General features: G+C 61.5%; 18 protein-coding genes. 11 read left to right on the top strand and 7 right to left on the bottom strand.

All coding sequences use genetic code 11. The features are described 5' to 3' along the window. Window positions 1-6: 6 nt before the first annotated feature. The 4 genes from E3T43_RS08530 to E3T43_RS08515 all read right to left on the bottom strand — a co-directional run bounded on the left by E3T43_RS08530 (window position 7) and on the right by E3T43_RS08515 (window position 4,148). Window positions 7-714, bottom strand: coding sequence for an isochorismatase family protein (locus tag E3T43_RS08530; protein ID WP_134472093.1), 708 nt, complete (start codon window positions 712-714; stop codon window positions 7-9). A 29-nt stretch (window positions 715-743) separates the two neighbouring features. Beyond that, entirely contained in the window at window positions 744-1,706 is a 963-nt protein-coding gene (locus E3T43_RS08525) for an ABC transporter substrate-binding protein (RefSeq protein ID WP_134472092.1), read from the bottom strand. Between the two features lie 109 nt (window positions 1,707-1,815). Beyond that, complete coding sequence (locus E3T43_RS08520) at window positions 1,816-2,487, bottom strand: UbiX family flavin prenyltransferase (RefSeq protein WP_198414341.1); 672 nt, start codon at window positions 2,485-2,487, stop codon at window positions 1,816-1,818. A gap of 2 nt (window positions 2,488-2,489) precedes the next feature. Then, entirely contained in the window at window positions 2,490-4,148 is a 1,659-nt protein-coding gene (locus tag E3T43_RS08515; protein ID WP_198414335.1) for a UbiD family decarboxylase, read from the bottom strand. Between the two features lie 176 nt (window positions 4,149-4,324). Here E3T43_RS08515 and E3T43_RS08510 point away from each other — a divergent pair, with 176 nt between their 5' ends. From E3T43_RS08510 to E3T43_RS19085, 11 genes are all read left to right on the top strand, one after another. After that, complete coding sequence (locus E3T43_RS08510; protein WP_134472090.1) at window positions 4,325-5,293, top strand: ABC transporter substrate-binding protein; 969 nt, start codon at window positions 4,325-4,327, stop codon at window positions 5,291-5,293. 102 nt (window positions 5,294-5,395) lie between these two features. Further along, the gene (gene moaA, locus E3T43_RS08505) at window positions 5,396-6,427 is read left to right on the top strand and encodes a GTP 3',8-cyclase MoaA (protein ID WP_241978886.1); all 1,032 of its coding nucleotides are present in this window, start codon (window positions 5,396-5,398) and stop codon (window positions 6,425-6,427) included. A 125-nt stretch (window positions 6,428-6,552) separates the two neighbouring features. Continuing rightward, the gene (locus E3T43_RS08500) at window positions 6,553-7,086 is read left to right on the top strand and encodes a CoxG family protein (RefSeq protein WP_166791276.1); all 534 of its coding nucleotides are present in this window, start codon (window positions 6,553-6,555) and stop codon (window positions 7,084-7,086) included. Between the two features lie 8 nt (window positions 7,087-7,094). Continuing rightward, entirely contained in the window at window positions 7,095-7,934 is an 840-nt protein-coding gene (locus tag E3T43_RS08495) for a xanthine dehydrogenase family protein subunit M (protein ID WP_134472088.1), read from the top strand. After that, window positions 7,927-10,281, top strand: coding sequence for a xanthine dehydrogenase family protein molybdopterin-binding subunit (locus E3T43_RS08490; RefSeq protein ID WP_198414334.1), 2,355 nt, complete (start codon window positions 7,927-7,929; stop codon window positions 10,279-10,281). The genes E3T43_RS08495 and E3T43_RS08490 overlap by 8 nt, the downstream gene beginning before the upstream one ends. Next, on the top strand, window positions 10,278-10,736 hold the full coding sequence (locus E3T43_RS08485; RefSeq protein ID WP_134472087.1) for a (2Fe-2S)-binding protein: 459 nt from the start codon (window positions 10,278-10,280) through the stop codon (window positions 10,734-10,736). Before E3T43_RS08490 ends, E3T43_RS08485 begins: the two co-directional genes overlap by 4 nt. Next, the gene (locus E3T43_RS08480; RefSeq protein ID WP_134472086.1) at window positions 10,733-11,509 is read left to right on the top strand and encodes an alpha/beta fold hydrolase; all 777 of its coding nucleotides are present in this window, start codon (window positions 10,733-10,735) and stop codon (window positions 11,507-11,509) included. The genes E3T43_RS08485 and E3T43_RS08480 overlap by 4 nt, the downstream gene beginning before the upstream one ends. An 89-nt stretch (window positions 11,510-11,598) precedes the next feature. Then, complete coding sequence (locus E3T43_RS08475; protein ID WP_134472085.1) at window positions 11,599-12,384, top strand: IclR family transcriptional regulator; 786 nt, start codon at window positions 11,599-11,601, stop codon at window positions 12,382-12,384. Window positions 12,385-12,670: 286 nt separating this feature from the next. After that, the gene (locus E3T43_RS08470; protein ID WP_134472084.1) at window positions 12,671-13,033 is read left to right on the top strand and encodes a transposase; all 363 of its coding nucleotides are present in this window, start codon (window positions 12,671-12,673) and stop codon (window positions 13,031-13,033) included. A gap of 43 nt (window positions 13,034-13,076) precedes the next feature. Further along, the gene (locus E3T43_RS08465) at window positions 13,077-13,463 is read left to right on the top strand and encodes a RidA family protein (protein ID WP_134472083.1); all 387 of its coding nucleotides are present in this window, start codon (window positions 13,077-13,079) and stop codon (window positions 13,461-13,463) included. A gap of 221 nt (window positions 13,464-13,684) precedes the next feature. Then, on the top strand, window positions 13,685-13,879 hold the full coding sequence (locus E3T43_RS19085) for a hypothetical protein (protein ID WP_206751397.1): 195 nt from the start codon (window positions 13,685-13,687) through the stop codon (window positions 13,877-13,879). Window positions 13,880-14,278: 399 nt separating this feature from the next. Here the strand turns inward: E3T43_RS19085 and E3T43_RS08455 are convergent, their stop codons facing one another. The 3 genes from E3T43_RS08455 to E3T43_RS08445 all read right to left on the bottom strand — a co-directional run bounded on the left by E3T43_RS08455 (window position 14,279) and on the right by E3T43_RS08445 (window position 19,832). Beyond that, window positions 14,279-15,487, bottom strand: a complete 1,209-nt coding sequence (locus E3T43_RS08455) for an IS30 family transposase (RefSeq protein ID WP_241978885.1) — start codon at window positions 15,485-15,487, stop codon at window positions 14,279-14,281. Window positions 15,488-16,665: 1,178 nt separating this feature from the next. Next, window positions 16,666-18,054, bottom strand: a complete 1,389-nt coding sequence (locus tag E3T43_RS08450; protein WP_134472082.1) for a hypothetical protein — start codon at window positions 18,052-18,054, stop codon at window positions 16,666-16,668. 275 nt (window positions 18,055-18,329) lie between these two features. Then, the gene (locus E3T43_RS08445; RefSeq protein WP_241978882.1) at window positions 18,330-19,832 is read right to left on the bottom strand and encodes an IS1182 family transposase; all 1,503 of its coding nucleotides are present in this window, start codon (window positions 19,830-19,832) and stop codon (window positions 18,330-18,332) included. Window positions 19,833-19,902: the final 70 nt, after the last annotated feature.

Genomic DNA, 19,902 nt, shown 5'->3' with positions numbered 1-19,902 from the left:
GTCCCATTACTGGTTGGTCCTTATTGCGGCCGTTGGTGTGGTCGCCGAGTTCGCCAACATCTGGAGGAGCTCGTCACTGGTCACCACGCTGCCGTACTTCATTTCAATGTCGAACAGGTTGGCGGCGTGGGCAAAGGGAGACCTGTCAAAACACGCATCCTCAACCACCACCACTGGATACCCAAACGACGCCGCGTCGACGGCAGTCGCCCGAACACATCCAGACGTTGTGGTACCGACCAGGATGATGGAATCGACATTGTGTTGGTGCAGAAAAGTGAGCAAAGGAGTCAGAAAGAAGGCACTCGCCTTGGTCTTCTCGAGCACAAACTCGTCAGCGCGAGGCTCGATTTCGACGGGGAACCCCGCTGAGTGCGTGCGTCTGGCGATGTGCGGGTCGGCGCTGAGTTTGATGGCACCGCCGACCATGGCTGCGGCATCGGGCGAACCTTTCGTGAGCACTCGTGCGAGGCCTGTCGTCCGCGCAGCGTCGAGCAGTTTCACGATTGTGGGCAGTCGATCCCACCCCACCTTGCCGCATCCCGTTGCGAATTGTTCACCGGTCTCGTCCCCGGGCCTGCGGCCCAGGAAGGACATTACGACGTCGATGACGATCAGACAGGGGCGTTCGCCCAGGGTAACGGCCCCGCCGAAGCCCCTCTGCTGGAGGAGGTCAAGTTCATCTTGGGGAACAATGGCGTCCCAGATTGCCATGTCATTTTCCTTTCCTGTTTCAGTTGCAACTAATCGGCGGCGGGGATCAGGTCATCGAGTTCGATGTCGCCCTCGAAACCGCCGACCTTTCGCATGGCCTCCAACCAGATCTCGAGGTCCTGCGGGCGCAAGGCGGAATCAAAGGTGGGCAGCACGGTCTTGCCAATAATTTCTTCGGAGAGGCCGGTGTAGTCCATCAGAATCGCCCGCGATTCCTCATCATTTGTTGCGATGAAGTCGATTGCGCTCGCCAGCGCCGCGCGGAATCCATCGAGCGCCTCGGGGTTTGCCTCACCCCACTCACGCTGTGCACCCCACATCATCGCGCCAAGCTCGGGCGCCATCTCCAGATAGGGATCACCGAGGTCGGTTGTGTCGCCGAGGGCGAGCAGCGTTCCACGGAACGGGGCGAGGGTTTCGACTGCATCGATGCGCCCCGAGCGGAGTTGATCGGCTTGGGCCGGACCATCGATCTGTACGATCTTGACGCTGTCGAGGGGCACCCCTGCCTTGTCCAGCCAGAAGCGTGCTGCCGTATGCAGGGTGCCTGTCTCCGTCAGCACACCGAGGGTCTTGCCTTCGAGCTGCTCAATCGACGTAATGCCCGAGGACTTGAGCGTCACGATACCCGACGTTGGGTTCTCGGGAATGTCGATGGTAGCGCCGGCGATTCCGATCATGCCGATACCCTGCGCGTTGGCGGCGATGAGACTCGTCGGCGGGGTCTGAACGATGTCAAAGGACTTGCCCAGGGCGGGCGGCAGCGTCGCAATGTTCTCAACCGTGGTAAACGTCACATCGAGGCCTTCGTCTTCGAAGAACCCTTGCTCGAGCGCAATTCGAGCCGGAAGCACCGCTGCATTTGAATTGTGCGCAATGCGGATCTTGATCGGTCCGCCTTCTTGACTCGGCGCTTCGGTGGCAGCACAGCCGCCAAGCGCCAGCACGGCGCTGAGTCCGACCGCAAGGATTGGCCATTGTTTCTTGATCATCTTTATTCCTCTAATCTCGGTTCGTACCAGACGTCCGGGCCTCAAGGCCGGTCATCATTGACCTGTATAGCGAACACAAAGTCCTCTGACGGAGAGCCTATTGGGCAAACTAGCCGTGGTCAAGCGAGGTCAGCTGAGTCGCGTCCCCCAGGACGCCTGACCAGCGCTGGTACAGGTCGTGGTCGACTCCGCATTGGTCAAGCACGCGACCAGCCACAAAATCGACGAGTTGAGCGACACTGGTGGACCCCGCATAAAAGGCGGGGCTGGCCGGCATGATGACGGCACCTTCACGCGCCAGGTTAGCCATGTGATCCAGGGTCGCCGCCCGCAGGGGCATTTCGCGCACGACCAACACCAGAGGGCGCCGTTCTTTCAGGGTCACGTCACCGGCACGCTGGATCAAGTCTTTGCTGGTGCCGAGTGCAATTCCGGCCACAACTGACGAGGTGGCGGGCACCACGATCATTCCGCGCGTGCGGTACGAGCCGCTTGCCGGCCCGGCCGCGAAGTTGCCGGGCGACCAGTAACAGACCGACGCCAGGTCGCGCTGCAGCCAATGGGTGACATCCTCTCGCCAGTGGCTGTCCCGCACCGCGAATCCGAGCTCGTCGATCATGGTCAATCGCCCTGCCTTGCTCACGACAAGGTCAACGCTTTCGCCGGCATCGATCAGGCCTCGAAGCACGCTCGTGGAATAGGGGATTCCGCTCGCACCGGTCACCCCAACGACCCAGGGCGTGCGGGGGCGCGGATTTCCCGTGCCGTATTTTGCCGTCACGATCATTTCAGTTGACCACCCCATCGCTCCGCGATCACGCGCAGGTACGCCGGGTCGCTCTGCGCCACCAACGGAAATGTCGATCGGCGTTCGTAGGGGATACAGGCATCGATGATCGCCCGGCTGTTGTGTGGGGTTGCCCCGTCGGCCAGCATCGGATCGAGCTTGCTGCCCCAGGTTCTACGCAGAATATCGATGTCCTGCGAGGGATCGGTGCGCGTACACATCGCCCAAATGACCTCGTCGAGCGAGGCCGGGTTGATGTCATCGTCGACGACGATGACATAGCGGTTCATATAGGCCGCAGTGGGCAATTGGGCCGTCAGGTGGGCCACTTGGCGTGCGTGGCCGGCGTACTTTTGCGAAATCGAAACGGCAACAAGGAGCCGGCCGCCACCGGACTCGTGGGCCCAGGCATCCGTTATGCCGCCGACCCCGGTCGCGACGAGATCGTCGAGAATCATTGCCGACTTCATAATGGTGCGCATGTAGGAGTAGTCGTGCGGCGGCTTGCCGGGAGGTGCCCCAAGCTGAATGGGGTTGTCCCGGAAGTGAAGCTTGGTGATATCCATTGCAAGCACTGGCCGACGCTTGCCGGAATAGTACCCGGTCCATTCCCCAAACGGACCTTCGTCGCGCAGTCGATCCGGAGTCAACCATCCTTCGATCGCGATCTCACTGCCGGCGGGAATGGACAGGCCCGATTCATGACCTCGAATAACGGGAACGCGCTGGCCAACGATCGCGCCGGCATATTCGAGTTCAGGAATGCCGGAGGGAACCTCAGTGCCCCCGGTAATGAGCAGTACGGGGTCATGACCAAATGACACGGTCACGGGCGCTTTGCCGTGCAGCTCAAACCATTTGGCGATGTTTTGGGCACCGTGTTTTCCCGGCACAGCACTGATCGAGGCGGACCGGCCATCGTCCTGCACCTCCATGCGATAGCACCCCCCGTTTTCTGCCCCGGTCTCGGGATCGGTCGTGGTGACGAAACACCCAGTACCAATGAAGCGACCACCGTCGCGCTCGTGCCAGCGCGGAACCGGAAAATTCAGCAGGTTGATGTCATCACCGGTCAGTGTGTTCTCGAGCACGGGGGCATCATCGACTTCAATCACCGGAAAATCATGCGCGGCCGCCGCCCACTGCGCGGTACGGCCCCGGAGCTGGGCTACGAGTTCGGCATTGGTCAGATTGTCGCCGAGCCGAAGCGTTCGCCCCAGGCGTTGCGGGGATCCGGTACTTCCTGTGAGGACTCGTTGGCCAGGGGCGTACCCCACGATGTCATCGAACAGAATCGCCTTCGTGTGGGGCGATTGATAGCTCAGCTCGGCAATCGCCCCGATTTCTTTGTCCCAGTGCGCTCCACGAATGTGGGCCATCTCCCCAGCGCCGTCAATATCGTCTATCCAGGTCCGCAAACTCAAGATCGGCTCGCTCTTCGTCATTTGCCAAACTTCCCGGTTGCTCAGGTTCGCAAACAGGGCGCGGAGCGGGCCGCGGCAACTCTGCCACAAACGATTGATTGAATCGGCTGATTTGATCAGCTCTTGAATGCCAACATAAAGGACATCGGGACTCGTATGTAGGATAGCTTGGCGGGCCGGCAGTACCGACCACGTCGATTCACTCCCCGCGCCACCCCCAACGAGTCCCATTCATTCTCGCACAGGCCCGAAAGAGTGCTGGGCGTTGATTCCTTGACTTGACCTGTATTTTGTGCGTACTGTTCCCCATACAGGAATTTCTGGAGTCTGGAATCTGGAATCTGAAATCTGAAATCTGAAATCTGAAATCTGAAATCAGGATTCAGCACAATTGAGGGGAACCACTCGTGGTCAAACGTTCATTTCTCGCACTCGGAGTCACACTGCTGGTCGCCGGCGGGATGGCAGGCTGTTCGGCGGCAACACCGGACACTGCATCGGATTCCACCGCGCCAACCACCATTCGCATTGCTCACAACTCCAATGCGGGCGCACTCACCGCTCGCATCGCCGAGGAACAAGGCTTTCTGGACGGGCTTGACGTGGAGTTCACGATGGTGGAAAACGTAGAGACCCTTCCGCCTGCCCTGGGGAAGTCGTTCGATATCGTCTTGTCGACCCCGACGCTGCTGATCAGTGCTGCCTCCCAGGGAATTGACATCGCCCAGGTCGGTGGAACGTCAATCGAAAACGCGGAAAACCCAACGGCCGTCGTGCTTGCCGGGCCAGACTCCGGAGTGACCCAGGCGAGCGACCTCGCCGGTAAAACCATTGGAATCCTCAACGAGACCGGAACCCTGCACCTCGCGACCAAGTTCTGGCTCGACCAGGCCGGAGTCCCCCTCGACTCGATAAACATTGTGCAGGTAGACCTGGGCTCTCAGCAGGATCAGCTCATGTCAGGTCGAATCGATGCCGTCGAAACCGTCATGCCATTCATGGCAGCAATGCAGACGACGCCAGGCGTCGTCGACCTTGGTCAGCCCCACCTCCAGATGGCCGACGAGATCGGTCTCATCCTCTGGGCGACAAGCCCGGCCTGGGCCGCGGAGAACGCTGACGCCGTTGCAACGTTCCGTGCCGGCCTCGCCAAGGCGGTCGAGTGGGTCGACGACCCGGCCAACGAGACCGCAGCACGCGCGTCGCTTCAGAACTTCACCGGACTTCCGGAGACAGTCATTGCGAACTTCCCCATCCCTACCTACGAAGCGGGCTCACGTCCCCAGGACCTGCCCATCTGGCTGGACGCCATGGAGCGTTTTGCCGGGTTCACGGGCACCGTCGACCTGAGCAAGCTCGTCATCGCCGGTGAGTGACGTCGAGCCGCTACTGTGACCGGCGCCGACGTTGCAGAACCAGTTCCGCGCTTCTTCCGAGAGCGGGCGGATATTCCGGTGCACCTCGAAGAGCCCACCGGGCTGGTCACCGACCGGCTGAATCGGCCCCTGCACGACCTGCGCCTGAGCGTCACCGACCGCTGCAATTTTCGCTGCGTGTACTGCATGCCCAAGGAGATCTTCGGGCGGGACTTCGCGTTCATGGAACACGACGAACTGCTCAGCTTTGAAGAACTGACTCGGCTCGCGCGCATTGCCGTCGCGCACGGAGTCGAGAAGATTCGCCTGACCGGCGGCGAACCGCTGCTGCGCAAGGGCCTGGAAGACCTCATCGCACTGTTGGCCGAGCTGCGCACCCCCGACGGTTGCGAGATCGACATCGCGCTCACCACCAACGGGTCGGCGCTGGCCCTGAAAGCGCAGGCGCTCAAGGATGCCGGCCTCAAGCGCGTCACCGTGTCGCTCGATTCCCTCGACGACACCACGTTTCGCACCATGAACGACGTGAAGTTTCCCGTCGCCAAAGTGCTAAACGGCATCGACGTAGCCGAAGCGGTCGGCCTCGGCCCGATCAAGGTCAACATGGTCGTGCAGCGCGGCAAGAACGACCAGGACATCGTGGCCATGGCCCAGCATTTCAAGGACACCCCGTACATTCCGCGGTTCATCGAGTTCATGGACGTCGGCACCAGCAACGGCTGGGAGATGGGCGCCGTCATTCCGTCGAAGGACGTGATCGCGCGCATCCACGCCGAGCTGCCCCTCGAAGAGATCGCCCCGAACTACAGCGGCGAAACCTCCCGCCGGTGGCGCTACCAGGACGGCAGCGGCGAGATCGGCGTCATCTCCAGCGTCACCCAGAACTTCTGCCAGACCTGCTCGCGAGCCCGGATATCCACCGACGGCAAGCTGTTCACCTGCCTGTTCGCCACCGAGGGCCACGACCTGCGGGCGCTCATGCGCGGCGGCTGCTCCGACGAAGAGCTCTCCACCGTCATGGCGCACCTCTGGCGGGAGCGCACCGACCGGTACTCGCAGTTACGCAGCGCCAAGACGAGCGAACTGCGGGCATCCGGTGCGAAAAAGATCGAAATGAGCTACATCGGCGGCTGAACGGCGGTGGCAGCCGAACTATGGCCGTGAGGCGGTGCCGGCAGATGGAATCATTGACAGTCTCGTGTAGAAGTCATAGAGTCCGTTATACAGGATTACTTTCTCTCTCTCTTTGGTGGCTAACAATGAAACTTGCTTCGCAATTCAACGTCGCGGCAGCACCTGACCAGGTCTTTTCGCTCTTCTTCGACGCCGACACGATGCGCATCTGCCTCCCCGGCTGCGAAGAGCTCGTTCGGGTCGACGAGAAGACGTATCGGGGCAGCCTGACGAACGAGGTTGCACACATGAAGTTTCGAGCCGCCTTTTCGGCCGAGATCCAGTCAGTGACACCCGCCGCCGAGCCGAACGGCTCATCGGTCGTTCACGCTGTGCTCCGGGGCGAAGATCGCCGCCTGGGCAGCACGGTCAAGATCGACGCGACAATGACCGTGGCACCCGATGGCGACGAATCGCGCATCTCGTACGAACTCGAAATGGCGATGTGGGGCAAGCTGGGCCGCCTCGGCGAATCCATCATCCGGCGCCGCAGCATGGAGGCCGAGAAGCAGTTTGCGGTCGCTCTGGCAGCTGTGTGCGCGGGCGAAGTGCCCGCGGCTCCCGTCGCAACGACCTCGGCCATTGGCGCATTTTTCGGAAATCGCGGGAAGTCCAACTGATGGCCCGGATGCACCGTCCTGAGACGCTCGACGAGGTAGCAGCCCTCCTAGCCTCAACCGAGGACGCCATGGTGTACGGCGGAGGAACCGCCATTCAGATCCTGCGCAAACAAGGAATTCTGTTCACCGACGACTTCATCGATATCAGCCGCATTCCGGGGCTGCACGACATCACCGTTACCGACGAGTACGTCACCGTCGGCGCAATGGTGTCGGTGCGTGAGATGGAACAGGACCCCCGCATCCGCAGTGCAATTCCACTCGCTTCAGCCGCGTACTCCAGGGTCGCCAATCCTCGGGTGCGCAACACGGCCAGCGTTGCCGGCAATATCGCCCACGGTGATTACCGTCTGGATCCACCGACCAGCCTGCTGGTGTTGGACGCCACGGTGATCATCACGTCGATCCGCGGCACCCGAGAGCTACCCATTCGAGAGTTCTTCGTGGACTTTCAGGCCACCGACGTGGCCGAGGACGAGATGATCTCTGCCATCAGAATCCCCACCCAGCAGCAGCATCGATCTGCCGGGCGATTCATGAAATTCAGCAGCCTCAGCGCCAATGACTGGCCGTGTGCCTCGGTCGCTGCCCTCGCCACCGAACATTCGGGGAGCCTCACAGTACAACTCGGACTGGGCGCGCTCGCACCGACATCCGTTTACCTTTCGCTCACTGTTGACCCAACCGTCGGCGACCAGGAAATTATCGAAGCGGCACTCGACCTCGCCAATTCGGCCATAGACCCGATCGCGGATGTGCGTGGTGGCGTGGAATACAAAGCCCGGATTGGGCGCGTGATTGTTGAAGACGCTGTTCGCAGCGTCCTGAAGGAGGTCCCTCGTGCTTGAAATCGGAGAGAACACGAGCGGCGGCACACCGACTGATTTGTTTGGTGTGGGCGAGAGTCGCCCCCGCTTCGATGCTCAAGGCCGGGTGCGCGGCACGATTTTTCACGTCGGTGACGAGCAGGCAGGAAACGACACGGCGCATGTCGCCGTGCATCGGAGTACGCAGCCGCACGCCACGATTGTGACGATCGACACGACCGAGGCAGAGGCGCTGGAGGGTGTCTACGCGGTCGTCACCGGCGACGACCTATATAAGGAGTACGGTCAGCGCTTTTTCACCGGTCCGGCCTTCGCCGATCAGCCCAGTCTCGCTGTGGGCAAAGTGCGTTATGTCGGTGAGCCGGTTGCCGCCGTACTCGCCGTTGACTCCGCCACTGCACGGGCCGCGGCCGACCTGATATACGTTGACTACGAAGAGCTCGAGCCTGTCTACGACATCAACGATGCGCTGACCAGCGGTCACCATGTTCACGATGAGCTGTTGCCCTCGGCGGTCTTCGCCGACCTAGCACACCTGACCGGTGTTCGAGGCACCAACGTCGTTTACGAGTACAACCAAATCGTGGGTGACGCCGCCGCAGCGACGCACGCTGCCGCTCACACCGTGCACGCCGAGATGTGGGCACCGCCAACCCACCACGTGCCGATCGAATTGCCGGTGACCATAGCGTGGGTCGACGGCGGCCGGCTCGAAATGATGTCGACCACGCAGACTCCCTCCTACGTTCGCCAAGCCGTTGCCGGCCTCCTCGACCTGCCGTTGTCCCGGGTGCGCATCATGACGCGCGCGCTCGGCGGCAGCTTCGGCTCGAAGATGTACGACCGTCTCGAGCCCTTGGCCGCCGCATTGGCTTGGAAGTTTCAACGCAAGGTGCGAATAATGGCCACCAGGGAGGACGCCTTCTTCCTGACGGCCCGGCATGGCGCCGAGGTTACCGGTTCGCTCTCGGCCGACGCTGCCGGCAATCTTGTCGCGTCCACCTCCGATCTGCGCTACGATACCGGTGCCTATGCGGATGTTGGCCCCCGCATCACCGGAAAGTCGGGAATGGTCATTCCCGGCCCCTATCGCATTCAGAATGTTCAGGTGCGGTCGCGCTGTGTTTATACCAACAAGCCGTCCGCTGGACCCTTTCGTGGTTTCGGAGTTCCCCAGGCCACCTGGGCGCATGAGACGCTCATCGATGAGCTGGCTCTCGAGCTGGGCGAAGACCCCTATGCATTCCGTCGCCGCCATCTCTTGCGGGAAGGCGACGTCGCTTCGATGGGCACCGCTATGCACAGTGCAGATTTCATCGCCTGTATCGATGCGGTGGCCAAGGCCGTGGATTGGGACGCGCCCAGTAAGGAACCGGATGAGCGATTCCGCTATGGCAAGGGAATCGCCGTTGGGCTCAAGGCAGTCCTGACACCGACGGTCGCCAACGCCACGCTACAGCTGAATCAGGACGGATCAGCGACCCTGCTGATCAGCACGGTCGATATGGGCCAGGGCAGCGATACGATCATGGGGCAGATTGTCGGGGAAGTCCTGTCCATTGACAGCACCAAGGTGCACGTCGTGCGGGCCGACACCGATGCCACCCCGTATGACACGATCACCGCGGGCAGTCGCACGACCTACCACACCGGAAATGCCGTTCGGCTTGCCGCAGAGAGAATGCGCGATCGGCTCCTCGGCTTCGCCGCCGAACAGCTCGCCGTTGCTATCGAGGGTCTGGAGCTGGGGTCGGCGGGTATCTCGCATCCGCTGCGCGAACTGCCCGTTCGTCTGGAAGATGTCATGTTGGCAAAGTTCGGTGCCAGCGGCGCCACGACGACGACCGAGGCCAATTTTACGAGCTGGTGGAAGCCTTTCGACAAGACGAGCGGGTTGTCCGAGAAGGCGACCGAGCATTGGTTTGCCGGAGCTGTCGCGGTACGCATCAAAGTTGATATCAAGACGGGTCGCATCCACACCGAACACCTCGCAGTAGCCGGAGATGTCGGCAAGGCGATCAATCCGATGCTGGTCGAGCAACAACTCGTGGGCGCAGCGATCATGGGGCTGGGCCACGCGCTGTTTGACCAGTTGGTCTTCGATCAGGGGCAGATGATCAACGCGACGCTGCTCGACTATCAGCTGCCGTCGATCGCCGATGTGCCAGACAAGATCACTCCCATCATCATTGAGAGCGCGCACGACGACGGACCGTTCGGGGCCAAGGGAGTCGGGGAAACGGGAATCCTCGCCATTGCACCCGCTTTCGCCAATGCCCTGCGTGATGCCTGCGGTGTGCGAATCACTCGACTGCCCCTCACCCCCGAATCCGTGGTTGCGGCCCTAGAACTGGAGAACGACGCATGAGCGCAATCAATCTCAATGTCAACGGCACGCCACGCTCGGTAGAGGTCGACGATATGACCGTGCTCCTCGACGCTCTGCGCGATGGGACAGGAGTTCGCAGCGCTCGTGAGGGCTGCGGCGTCGGAGCGTGCGGCGCATGCACGGTTCTCGTGGAGGGGCGCAGTGTTTCGTCCTGTCTCGCGAACGCCAAGCGCTACGAAAACTGTGCTATCACGACCGCCGACGGTCTGCCCGCAGACGACGTCATTGTGGCCGCCTTCGTGGATTCGAATGCAATGCAGTGTGGATACTGCATCCCTGGTTTTGTACTCATGACGACCGAACTGCTGGCCCAGAATCCACATCCGACCGACGAAGAAATCACCGAACACCTCGAAGGAAACATCTGCCGGTGTGGTACCTACCTCGAGATTCGAGCAGCAGTGCATGAGGCCGCCCGGAGGAAATCAGCGTGAAGATCGATACCGCCTGGGGAACCATGAACGCGATCGATGAAGGCGACGGTCCACTGGTCGTTCTCCTCCATCCGCTAGCCCAGGGGGCGGAACTGTGGCGCCCGGTGATTGATCGGCTCTCGCCCCAATTTCGCGTCGTGGCACCGGACGCCCGCGGTCACGGCGATTCCTCGTGGGACGGTGAGCCCTTTACGATCACCGATCTGGCCGACGATGTCGCTGGACTGATCAACCGGCTCCAGGCCGGACCCGCCATGGTCATCGCCATGTCGATGGGCGGGTGCACCGCGATCGACCTGGCCGTCAGGCATGCTGATCAGGTGAGTCGACTGGTCCTGGCCGATACGACGAGCGACTACGGCGCCGGCAAGGAGCAAACGTGGGAGACTCGGGCGCAAAATGCCCAGAGCAAGACCCGTGAGCAGCAGCTCACGTTTCAACACGACCGGTGGTTCTCTCCGTGGTTTCTACAGAACGACCCGGCGGAAGTGGCAAGGGTATCGGACATCTTCGTTCAGACCGATTCAGGCGCCCACGCGGCCGCCTGCCGAGCCTTGGGAGCATTCAACGATTCCGATCAACTAGTCAGCATCAAAGCACCAACGCTCGTGGTGGTTGGCGCTGAAGACTACGCAACTCCACCATTAATGGCCTCCGTTATTAGCCGGAACATCCCCGGCTCGCGACTGCTCGTGCTCCCCGACACGCGGCACCTGAGCCTGTTGCAAAACCCAACCGTCTGGTCCACGATCACCGATTTCCTTGGTTTCTGACTCAGAACTTGCATTTGATGCGCGAGGCTAAAGTAGGATCATCCGTTCATCACACTTAACCTGTGACGGCAGAACAGTAAGGGGTTCTCGTGGCAACTATCGTTCCAGCAGTGGCATCATCGGTGCGCATTATCGAACGCCTCGCTGCCGACTGGCCCGAAGCTGTGTCACCCCGTGATCTCGTGCACGAACTCGACCTGAACCGCAGCACCTGTTACAACCTCTTGAGCACCCTCCAGCAAGCTGGCTGGGTGCGTTCCCTAGGCGAGCGGGCCGGATGGACGCTCGGACCCAAACTGCTCACTCTGACCGGAGTGACCGAAGACATGGCTTTGAAGGTCATGCAGGAGGAGATCGACGCGCTGAGCCGTGAAATTGGCTTCGTTGTCTTCATCACGGAGCCCGACGGTGCCGGAGGCTACGTTGTGATCGCGAAAGCGGAACAACGGTTCGGAGTACGCGTCACGGTCGGCATCGGCCAGCAATTTGAGTTCTCCGCTCCAGCTCTCATGAATGCGTTCCACGCCTGGTCGGCCGAGAGCGAGTTCGATCAGGTGGCCAAGCGCATCGGCATCACCCGATTTACGGAAGAAACTCTCACCGAGCCCGGCGAAGTTCGCGCCGAATTGGTTCGCACACGTGACCGCGGCTACAGCGTGAGCGTGCAACAGTTCGATGCCGCCCAAAGTGGGGTTGGCGCTCCGATCTTTGGCAACCGTGATGGCAGCGTCTCTCACGTCATCGCTTCACTTTCTTTCTCTTCGGAGCTCAATGCCGACAACGCTGACCGGATCGGCAAGCTCCTTGCCGAGTGCGGGGCCCGCATTACCGAGCGCGTCGGGGGCCACCTTCCCGCCGTGATCGATTCGATCTAGTACTACAGTCGCGTTTGTGGGGGGTGACCGCGGGCGTGCAATGGAATTGTTGGGCGCGGCGGGGGTGTTTTCTTCGCCAGAGGGAGCAGCGGATCACGTGGCGGGGGCTGATTCCCGGTGCCAGACGTGTGATGAGGTGCCTGATTTCGGGCAGTGAGAGCCTCACCAGCTGGTCGGAGCCTGGATGTGGGCCCCCTTTTTTTTGAGCGGATGACACTGAGGAAGGCGTGGGCGAACATGGCGAGGGTGATGTGCCGGTACCAGCCGCCATATCATCGTGCACGGCGTGGGACCGGACGTCGCCGCGACCATGCTGATTGTCGCGGGCGAAAACGTCGATTGCCTCAGCAGCGAAGCGGCTTTCGCGCACCTGATCGGAACCGCGCCGATCCAAGCCTCATCCGGAAAAACAAACCGGCACCGACTCAACCGCGGCGGGCACCGCCAGGGCAACTCCGCGGCCTACCGAATCGTCATGGTGCGGATGCAAACCCACGAGAAGACCCGCGACTACGTCGTGAAGGCCCTCGCCCGCGGAAAGACCAAACGAGAGGCCAGGCGCCCCCTCAAACGCTACGTCGCACGCGAAATCTTCCGCATCCTCATCACCATCCGAGAACGCCACCAACTAGCCGCAATCTCGGCTTGACATCTATCGGATCATCGAGACCACCCACCACGAAAGGAACAACATGTCGAAAATTGCCATCAGAACCGCCAATGCTCCCCAGCCGGCCGGCCCCTACAGCCAGGGCGTCGTCGCCAACGGATTCTTCTACAGTGCCGGTTTCGGCCCGAAGCACCCGGAGACCGGCGAGAAGGCCGTCGCCGTGGGCGATCAAACCCGGCAGGTCCTGCGCAATATTGCCGCTGTGCTCGCCGAGCAGGGCCTCACGCTTGACGACTCGGTCAAGGTCACCGCGCACCTGCAGAACCTCAAAGCGGACTTCGCCGAATTCAACGAGGCCTACAAGGAGTTCTTCAGCGCGCCGTTCCCCGTGCGCACCACCGTCGGCTCCCAGCTCGCCGACATTCTCGTTGAGATTGACGTAGTCGCAGCGCTGCCGGCAGCCGAGTAGCTTTCGACCACTGGTCCAGCCCCCTACGCTGGTCTAACTTGTCAGAGATGATGGTTACAGGGGGTTGGCCCGGTCTGACTCTGAGCTTGTCTGACGCTTCGGTTGTCTTTTGTCTCGATGCGTCGACTGGTGTCCGACTCCCGAACGCATTGTCGCGTTCGGGAGCACCACCATGACTTAATAGGAGCTTGGCTCCAGCCTCTTCACTGACTTGTCTGAGTGTGCCCCTGAACGCTGACCCTCAAACAGAAGGGCTGTATTCGTTCCAGCCAGCGATGCTCGTATCGATCTGCTCGAGCGTGGCGCACGGGTTTCTCTCCCGCACGAGCACCGACCTCGGCGATCTTCTCGGCCGTAGCCCGAGCCATCCCAAATACACAATCGTGCGCAGCCTGGAACAGTCGATTAGTGTCTGATGCCCAGTGCCTCCCGCTGAGGTCTCTCAGCCTAGGGCGTTCAGTGGAGGCTGTCCCTGGTCCTGAAGGGCTTGCCCACATTCTGCCCACACTTGAAAAAATTCGGCATGATCCACGAGGCGTCACGGTGACCGAAAACCGTTGAATTTACGAGGTAGTTTACCTTCCGACAGGCTGTGACTGGGGGGGAACTTTGGGTTCAAATCCCACCGGTACCGCCACGAAAAACCCCCTACATCCCAGTTTTTCACTGGGGAGTAGGGGGTTTTCATTGCCCGGATTGGCCCTGCAGTAACGCAGCAGTAACTGCGTACATCTGTGAGCGGGTTTTGTTAACGCCGACCGAAAATAGGGCCAGTATCGCGGCGGTTTCTAGGGGTCGTTGCAACACCGGGTGGTCTATTCAGTAGTCAGCAGTTTAGCGAAGCGCTCGGCGGGGGTGTCCCAGTCGAGCGCTTTCCGTGGGCGTTCGTTGAGCTCGTGTGCTGCCGCGCGTAAGTCGTCGGCGGTGTAGGTGGAGAGGTTGGTGCCCTTGGGGAAATACTGGCGTAGTAGGCCGTTGGTGTTCTCGTTGGATCCGCGTTGCCAGGGGCTGGCTGCGTCGCAGAAGTAGACGTCCATGTTTGTGCCAAGGCGGATGGCGGTGTGATGCGCCATCTCGACACCTTGATCCCACGTCAGAGAGCCGCGTAGATGTGCGGGGAGGTTGTTCATCGCAGCCACGAGGCCGTCGCGAACTGATTCGGCGGTGTGATCGACGGGCAGGTGCACGAGCATCACGAAGCGAGTCGTGCGTTCCACAAGCGTGGCGATCGCGCTCCTGTTGTGGGCGCCGGTGATGAGATCACCCTCCCAATGGCCGGGAACGGATCGGTCTTCCACTTCCGGGGGACGGTCGCAGATCATTGTCATCGGGTCAACGAATCGTGACCGGCGTTTCTCGCTGCTTCTTCGGGGTTTGCGTCGCGATCGGCCGGTGCGCAACTTCGCGGTGAGGTCCCGGCGGAGGCCGCTGCGGGCTGGAGAATAGAGAGCTTGATAGATTGTTTCAGGACTTGCCCGCATGGTGTCGGTCGTCGGATATTCCCTGATCAGGGCCTGACTGATCTGCTCGGGAGACCAGCGCACGCCAAGTTTCTTGGCAACGTATTCGCGCAGCTGCACCTCAGAATGAAATTTCAATTCTTTAGGCCTCAGTCGACGGCTGGCGGCTAGTCGATGTGCGGAGTAGGGCTGATATTCCCCGTGTTCGGGTTGACGGTTTCGGGCTATTTCGCGGCTGATCGTGGACGGGGACCGGCTCATCAATGTGGCGATTGTTCGCAGGGAGCCGCCGGCAACATGAAGATCCCGGATCGTTTCTCTCTCAACTAGGGAGAGGTAGCGGACATTGATTGGTTTCTCAAGCGCGGCGAGCTCGATGGCTTTGGCTGTCGGAGTGCGGTTCACATTTCCTGTGTACTCGATCACGCGGCCGTCTGGGTAGATACGCCGGTTGTTCGATTTTCGGATTCCTTTGTCCCAGTCGACGGCAGTCCTGATATCGACCCCGGCCAAAGCGGCCGCCTCCCGGCGTGGGGTGCCGGCCGCGCGAAGCTCACGAAACATGTCGCGCCCAGGGTGCGGTTTCGGTCCGCGAATCCCAACGCTGCGCGCCCAACGGTAGCCAGCGCCCCGGTTGATGCCAAGCTCAGCCGAGGCAGCAGTCACGTCCCCAAGACGCTCCAGCAAGATCAGAAAAGACGCCTTGTCCGCGCGCGGATTCTGTTCGTCGGTCGAGGGCTCATTGGCCGGCTTTATCGTGGTCATGCAAACTCCCAAGAGTCTGGGTGTTGCAACGACCAGTAGAACCCAAGGCACTATTGGCCCTGTTTTGGGTCGGCGTCAACAGGTTTGAGCAAGTGCGAGGCGAGGCATGCGGTGGGTGGTGACGCACGCGACTGCATAGTAGCCTGCACCCTCCTGGCGACGATCTTCATGGTGCGCTGAGGCGGCTCGTGAGCAGCGGTTCGACGTCCCCGCATCGGTCACGGCGAGGGGATGCTTTGCCGGTGAGGGCGTGGAGATACGCGGCCTCAAGGCGCCCGACGCATCTGGAAATGTGCTGTGTGTCCGATGTCTCCGAAATGCACGCTTATACACATTCACCCTCGCCGGGACGGGTCATGTCACGTTGGGTGGCGTGGTTCTCCGGAGCGGAGCCAATCACGGGAGTCATCGCTCATGCCGACGAGCTGGCTGCGTTCGTTCGAAACGCTTCAACGATCAACTTCTCGTCCACGCGCTACTCGCACATTGGCACGGGAGACCGTCCCATTGCGAGGCGAGGCCTCACCACCGTTGGTTTCAATTTTGACAAGGTGGCCCACTTCTGGGCGGAGAACGCCTTGACGTCTTTAGGGGGTCGAGATCCCGATCTCATGTCCGCCTTCCCTGGGTGGATTGTGCAGAGAGAAACGACGTAAGCACGTTCGTCGAGACGACGCTTTGCACATAGCAGCGGATTTCTACACCGCCACCGAAGGTCCGAGGAATCGTTCATCCACCAGATCGAATCCGCTTGATAGACGCTCGTCACACCCGTCACCAGGTCATACTGCAGGATGCGGTTGCCGGGAATGTCGCTCCACCGCAGGGAATACGAGCCGGCCGGTGCACCACGCTCTCCGCCCACACCGACCCGGTCGCGATCACCTCAGCACGGCTTCCGGGCGGCACCAGTCCTTCGAGTCCGTTGATGGAGTTCGTGGGTTCCTCACGAATTAGTCCGACGGCGCCCACGCAGCCTACTTATCGGTCCCCACCATCTCAGCGTTCTCTTGAAGCCCTGATTTCATACAACCGCCCAGCCCGGTTCCCATCGAGGTCCACGCCTGCGCGGCATCCTTGCTATACAGGCTGGTGTTGCTGCCGAACAGGTCGACCGCTGTTCTCGCCGTCAGGATCACCTTCGCACCGCCGCCCGTTGCGCCGCCCGCATACCGGCCGGTGACCGCCGCCGCACCCGACGCCGCGGCGACGCCCGTGGACGCCGCTCCGCTCGGCGGTTGCGTGAGCGTTCCCTTGCCGCGGGCTCCCTGGCTGACGCAGGTGCTAAACAGACCCACCGTCGACATGACGGCGTTGACCGTGTTGTCCAGCCGGTTCATGGCACGCTTCATGTCGTCACCGCCGCCGGCAATGGACACGAGTTCGCCCACCCCTTTGAGCGCCATTGTAGTGATCTTCAGCAGCAGCATCTTCGCGAGCACGAGTCCGGTCGCGACGATGACCGCCGCGGCCACAATCCGTTGCGCCAGGCCACTCATCGTGTTCACGAATTTTTCGGTCGAACTCGGAGAGTCGATGGAGATGGCGACGGAACGGTCTTCTTCGGCGATCACCCAGGCGGTCGTTCCGTTCCATTCGTCGGACCCGTACCAACCGTAGATTCCCTCGTCATCGTGCACGTCGCCGGCGAGCTGCACCACCGTGCCCTTCAAATACCGGTCGCCGGCCCCACCCGGACAGTTGGGCTCGGTGACCCGGCTCGTCCGGTCCCCCACCGCCACCGTGACGCAGTTGACGTACAGGTCCAAGATGGCGGCTTTGGACTCGCCCTGCGGGTCCACCGTGAACGTGGGCATCGTCGCGCGCGTGAATCGAGGAAAGCCGGAGGAGTCAAGCGAGATTTTCCCCGGGCCCAGGGAGTAGGAGTACGCGACGTCATTCGCGAGCCGGGTGCTGACCGCGGCGTCGGGACGGCTCTCCAATGGACCGCACCCGCCGTCGTCCGTGATGATCCACTTCACTTGATGTTCGGGCAGGGTCCTGACGAAGCCGTTCTCGCCGTGTGTCCTCACGGTGAGGTCGAGTCGAGCGCAGTATTCGAGGGCGATTGTGTTGTACCCCCCGATCATCGCCGGACTCTCGAAGTAACGGGAATCTTGGCCCCAGATCACCGAGATCACCGGCCTGAGCGCGGGCACCTGAGACACGGCCGCGCGCACTTCGAGGCGCTGCCACTGGGCGGCCTGGTTGAGCTCGGGGCACACCGCGAATTCGCCACGCTCAAGCGTGATCTGATAGGGAGCGTCGAACGGATTCAGTACGGTCGGGGTTGAGCAGCTGGGTGATGCGTACATGGCAGTGATGACGACGTCACTGTCATCCGGTCCCAACTCGTCCAGCACCACCTTCGGTCCCTGGGTATACCCGGAAAACCCTGCATTGCGGACGACAGCATCACTTTCCTGTGGCTCCCCTAGGAGCGTGAGTCAGTAACGCCTATCCCGTGTTGATCGGGCAGATTTCGGGTCGGCGGTGCTGGGGCGGGCTGGGCTGGGCTGTAGGCGATTTCCGGCGGTTTCAACGTCTGATCGTTCTGTGTCGATCGAAAACAGGGCCAGGACCGCGGACCGTCGTCTGGCCCCGGGCAGGTTCCGCCCGTCAGGGCGGTCCTGCCCGTTCTTCAGGTTGCCGGCCGCGCTATCAGCGCGGCCCGTGCGCCCAGAAGCGCCTTGGTTTGCATAGTGTGCAGCTTCATCAGGTTGTGGCAGGCCGCGATCAGATCCCACTCGTGAGCTGCTTGCTCCAACCGTCGTAGCAACACGAACTTCCCCTGCCGAGTATGAATCTGACCGAACACGGGCTCCACGATCGCTTTGCGCCGCGCGTAAACGGCTCGGCCCTTCTTCGTCTTGAGCTTGCGGGCCATGCGCTCCCGGAGCGTCGCATTGGCGGGGATCCGGCCCCGGGGAACGTCGGGAACATTCTCGCCGTGCTTCACCCGGCCGGTCGCGATGAAAAACTCGGTCCGGCCGTCGCTGGCGGCTTCCATGGTCTTGGAGTAGTCGAGATTTGTTGCTGAGCAATACCCGGCATCGGCCAGGATCTGCCGGGGCAGAACTCCCATCGTGGCGTGGAGTTTCTCGACCAGCGGCACGACCTGTTCAACGTCCACGCCAACATTCGTGAGCGTCGTCGCGACGATGATCTGGTGGTCGGCATCAACGATGGCTTGCGCGTTGTAGGCGTAATGGAACGACCCATCGGCGGTCTTCATGATCCGTGCGTCAGGGTCGGTGAAGTTGCGTTGCGCCTTCGGAGCGACGACCGCGTTCTTCGCCGCGCCATCACCCTTCTGCCGGGCGGCATCGTCATCGTCGCCTTTGTCTCGGGCTTTCTTCTCGGCGTCTTTCCGTGCCCGGGCGGCCGCGTCGGCCTCCAACGCGGCGCGCGCTTCGGCCAGTTTCACCAGGCGTGACTCCCGCCGGGCGAGTTCCGGCGGCAACTCGTCACCGCGTTTGTCTTTCCCGAACCGGGCATCCTCAGCGTCATCGATCGCATCGGCGTCGGCCAGCAGCGCGGAGACTTCGTCGGCGAGGACTTTCTGCTTCTCCGTCAGGCGGGCGTAGCTCATGGCCTTGCGCCGGGACGCGTTCGCGCGCACTTTCGTGCCGTCCAACGCGACCTGCCCGAGCGAGACCATTCCGGCCGCGCGGCACAGTTCCAATGCCTGCAAGAACACGTTCCCCAGACTGGAGAGGTGGCGTTTGCGGAACCGGGCGATGGAGCGAAAATCCGGTGCCTGCTGCGCGGCCAACCAGCGGAACGCGACCACGTCTACGCAGACCCGCTCCAACTCGCGTGACGAGCGAACCCCGACGCAATACCCGTAAAGCAGCACGCGGACCATCAGTCGAGGGTCATAGGGCGGCTGACCCTTCGACTTCGCGTAGGACGCGTAGAACTTCTTCAAGTCCAGCTGCGTCTCGACGATGTCCGCGATGAAACGAGAGAGGTGGTTCTGCGGCAACCACTCATCCAGCGACGGCGGCACCAACATCACCGCCGCCGGCTCGAACGCCCGAAACCGTTTGTTCACGCCAGCGCCAGCCTCGACTCCGTCATCCACGACCAGGTCAACATGCTCAAGTTCTGTCGCGGGGAACAGACCATCAGAATCGCTCATAAGCAATTTTCCCAGACCCCCACCCCAACCCCGGGAAATCGACCGGCGTTTTAAACTTTAGTGTTACTGA

The organism is Cryobacterium sp. Hh7, assembly GCF_004403155.1.
GTDB lineage: Bacteria > Actinomycetota > Actinomycetes > Actinomycetales > Microbacteriaceae > Cryobacterium > Cryobacterium levicorallinum.
The sequence above is the reverse complement of the archived record's forward strand: the minus strand, read 5'-3'. Positions and strand labels throughout refer to the sequence as shown.

What these genes read in the sequence shown, in the direction of transcription:
- E3T43_RS08530 (WP_134472093.1), bottom strand. Translation starts at nt 714, where the DNA reads ATGGCAATCTGGGACGCCATTGTTCCCCAAGATGAACTTGACCTCCTC.
- E3T43_RS08525 (WP_134472092.1), bottom strand. Translation starts at nt 1,706, where the DNA reads ATGATCAAGAAACAATGGCCAATCCTTGCGGTCGGACTCAGCGCCGTG.
- E3T43_RS08515 (WP_198414335.1), bottom strand. Translation starts at nt 4,148, where the DNA reads ATGGGACTCGTTGGGGGTGGCGCGGGGAGTGAATCGACGTGGTCGGTA.
- E3T43_RS08500 (WP_166791276.1), top strand. Translation starts at nt 6,553, where the DNA reads ATGAAACTTGCTTCGCAATTCAACGTCGCGGCAGCACCTGACCAGGTC.
- E3T43_RS08495 (WP_134472088.1), top strand. Translation starts at nt 7,095, where the DNA reads ATGCACCGTCCTGAGACGCTCGACGAGGTAGCAGCCCTCCTAGCCTCA.
- E3T43_RS08485 (WP_134472087.1), top strand. Translation starts at nt 10,278, where the DNA reads ATGAGCGCAATCAATCTCAATGTCAACGGCACGCCACGCTCGGTAGAG.
- E3T43_RS08465 (WP_134472083.1), top strand. Translation starts at nt 13,077, where the DNA reads ATGTCGAAAATTGCCATCAGAACCGCCAATGCTCCCCAGCCGGCCGGC.
- E3T43_RS08455 (WP_241978885.1), bottom strand. Translation starts at nt 15,487, where the DNA reads ATGTTTCGTGAGCTTCGCGCGGCCGGCACCCCACGCCGGGAGGCGGCC.
- E3T43_RS08445 (WP_241978882.1), bottom strand. Translation starts at nt 19,832, where the DNA reads ATGAGCGATTCTGATGGTCTGTTCCCCGCGACAGAACTTGAGCATGTT.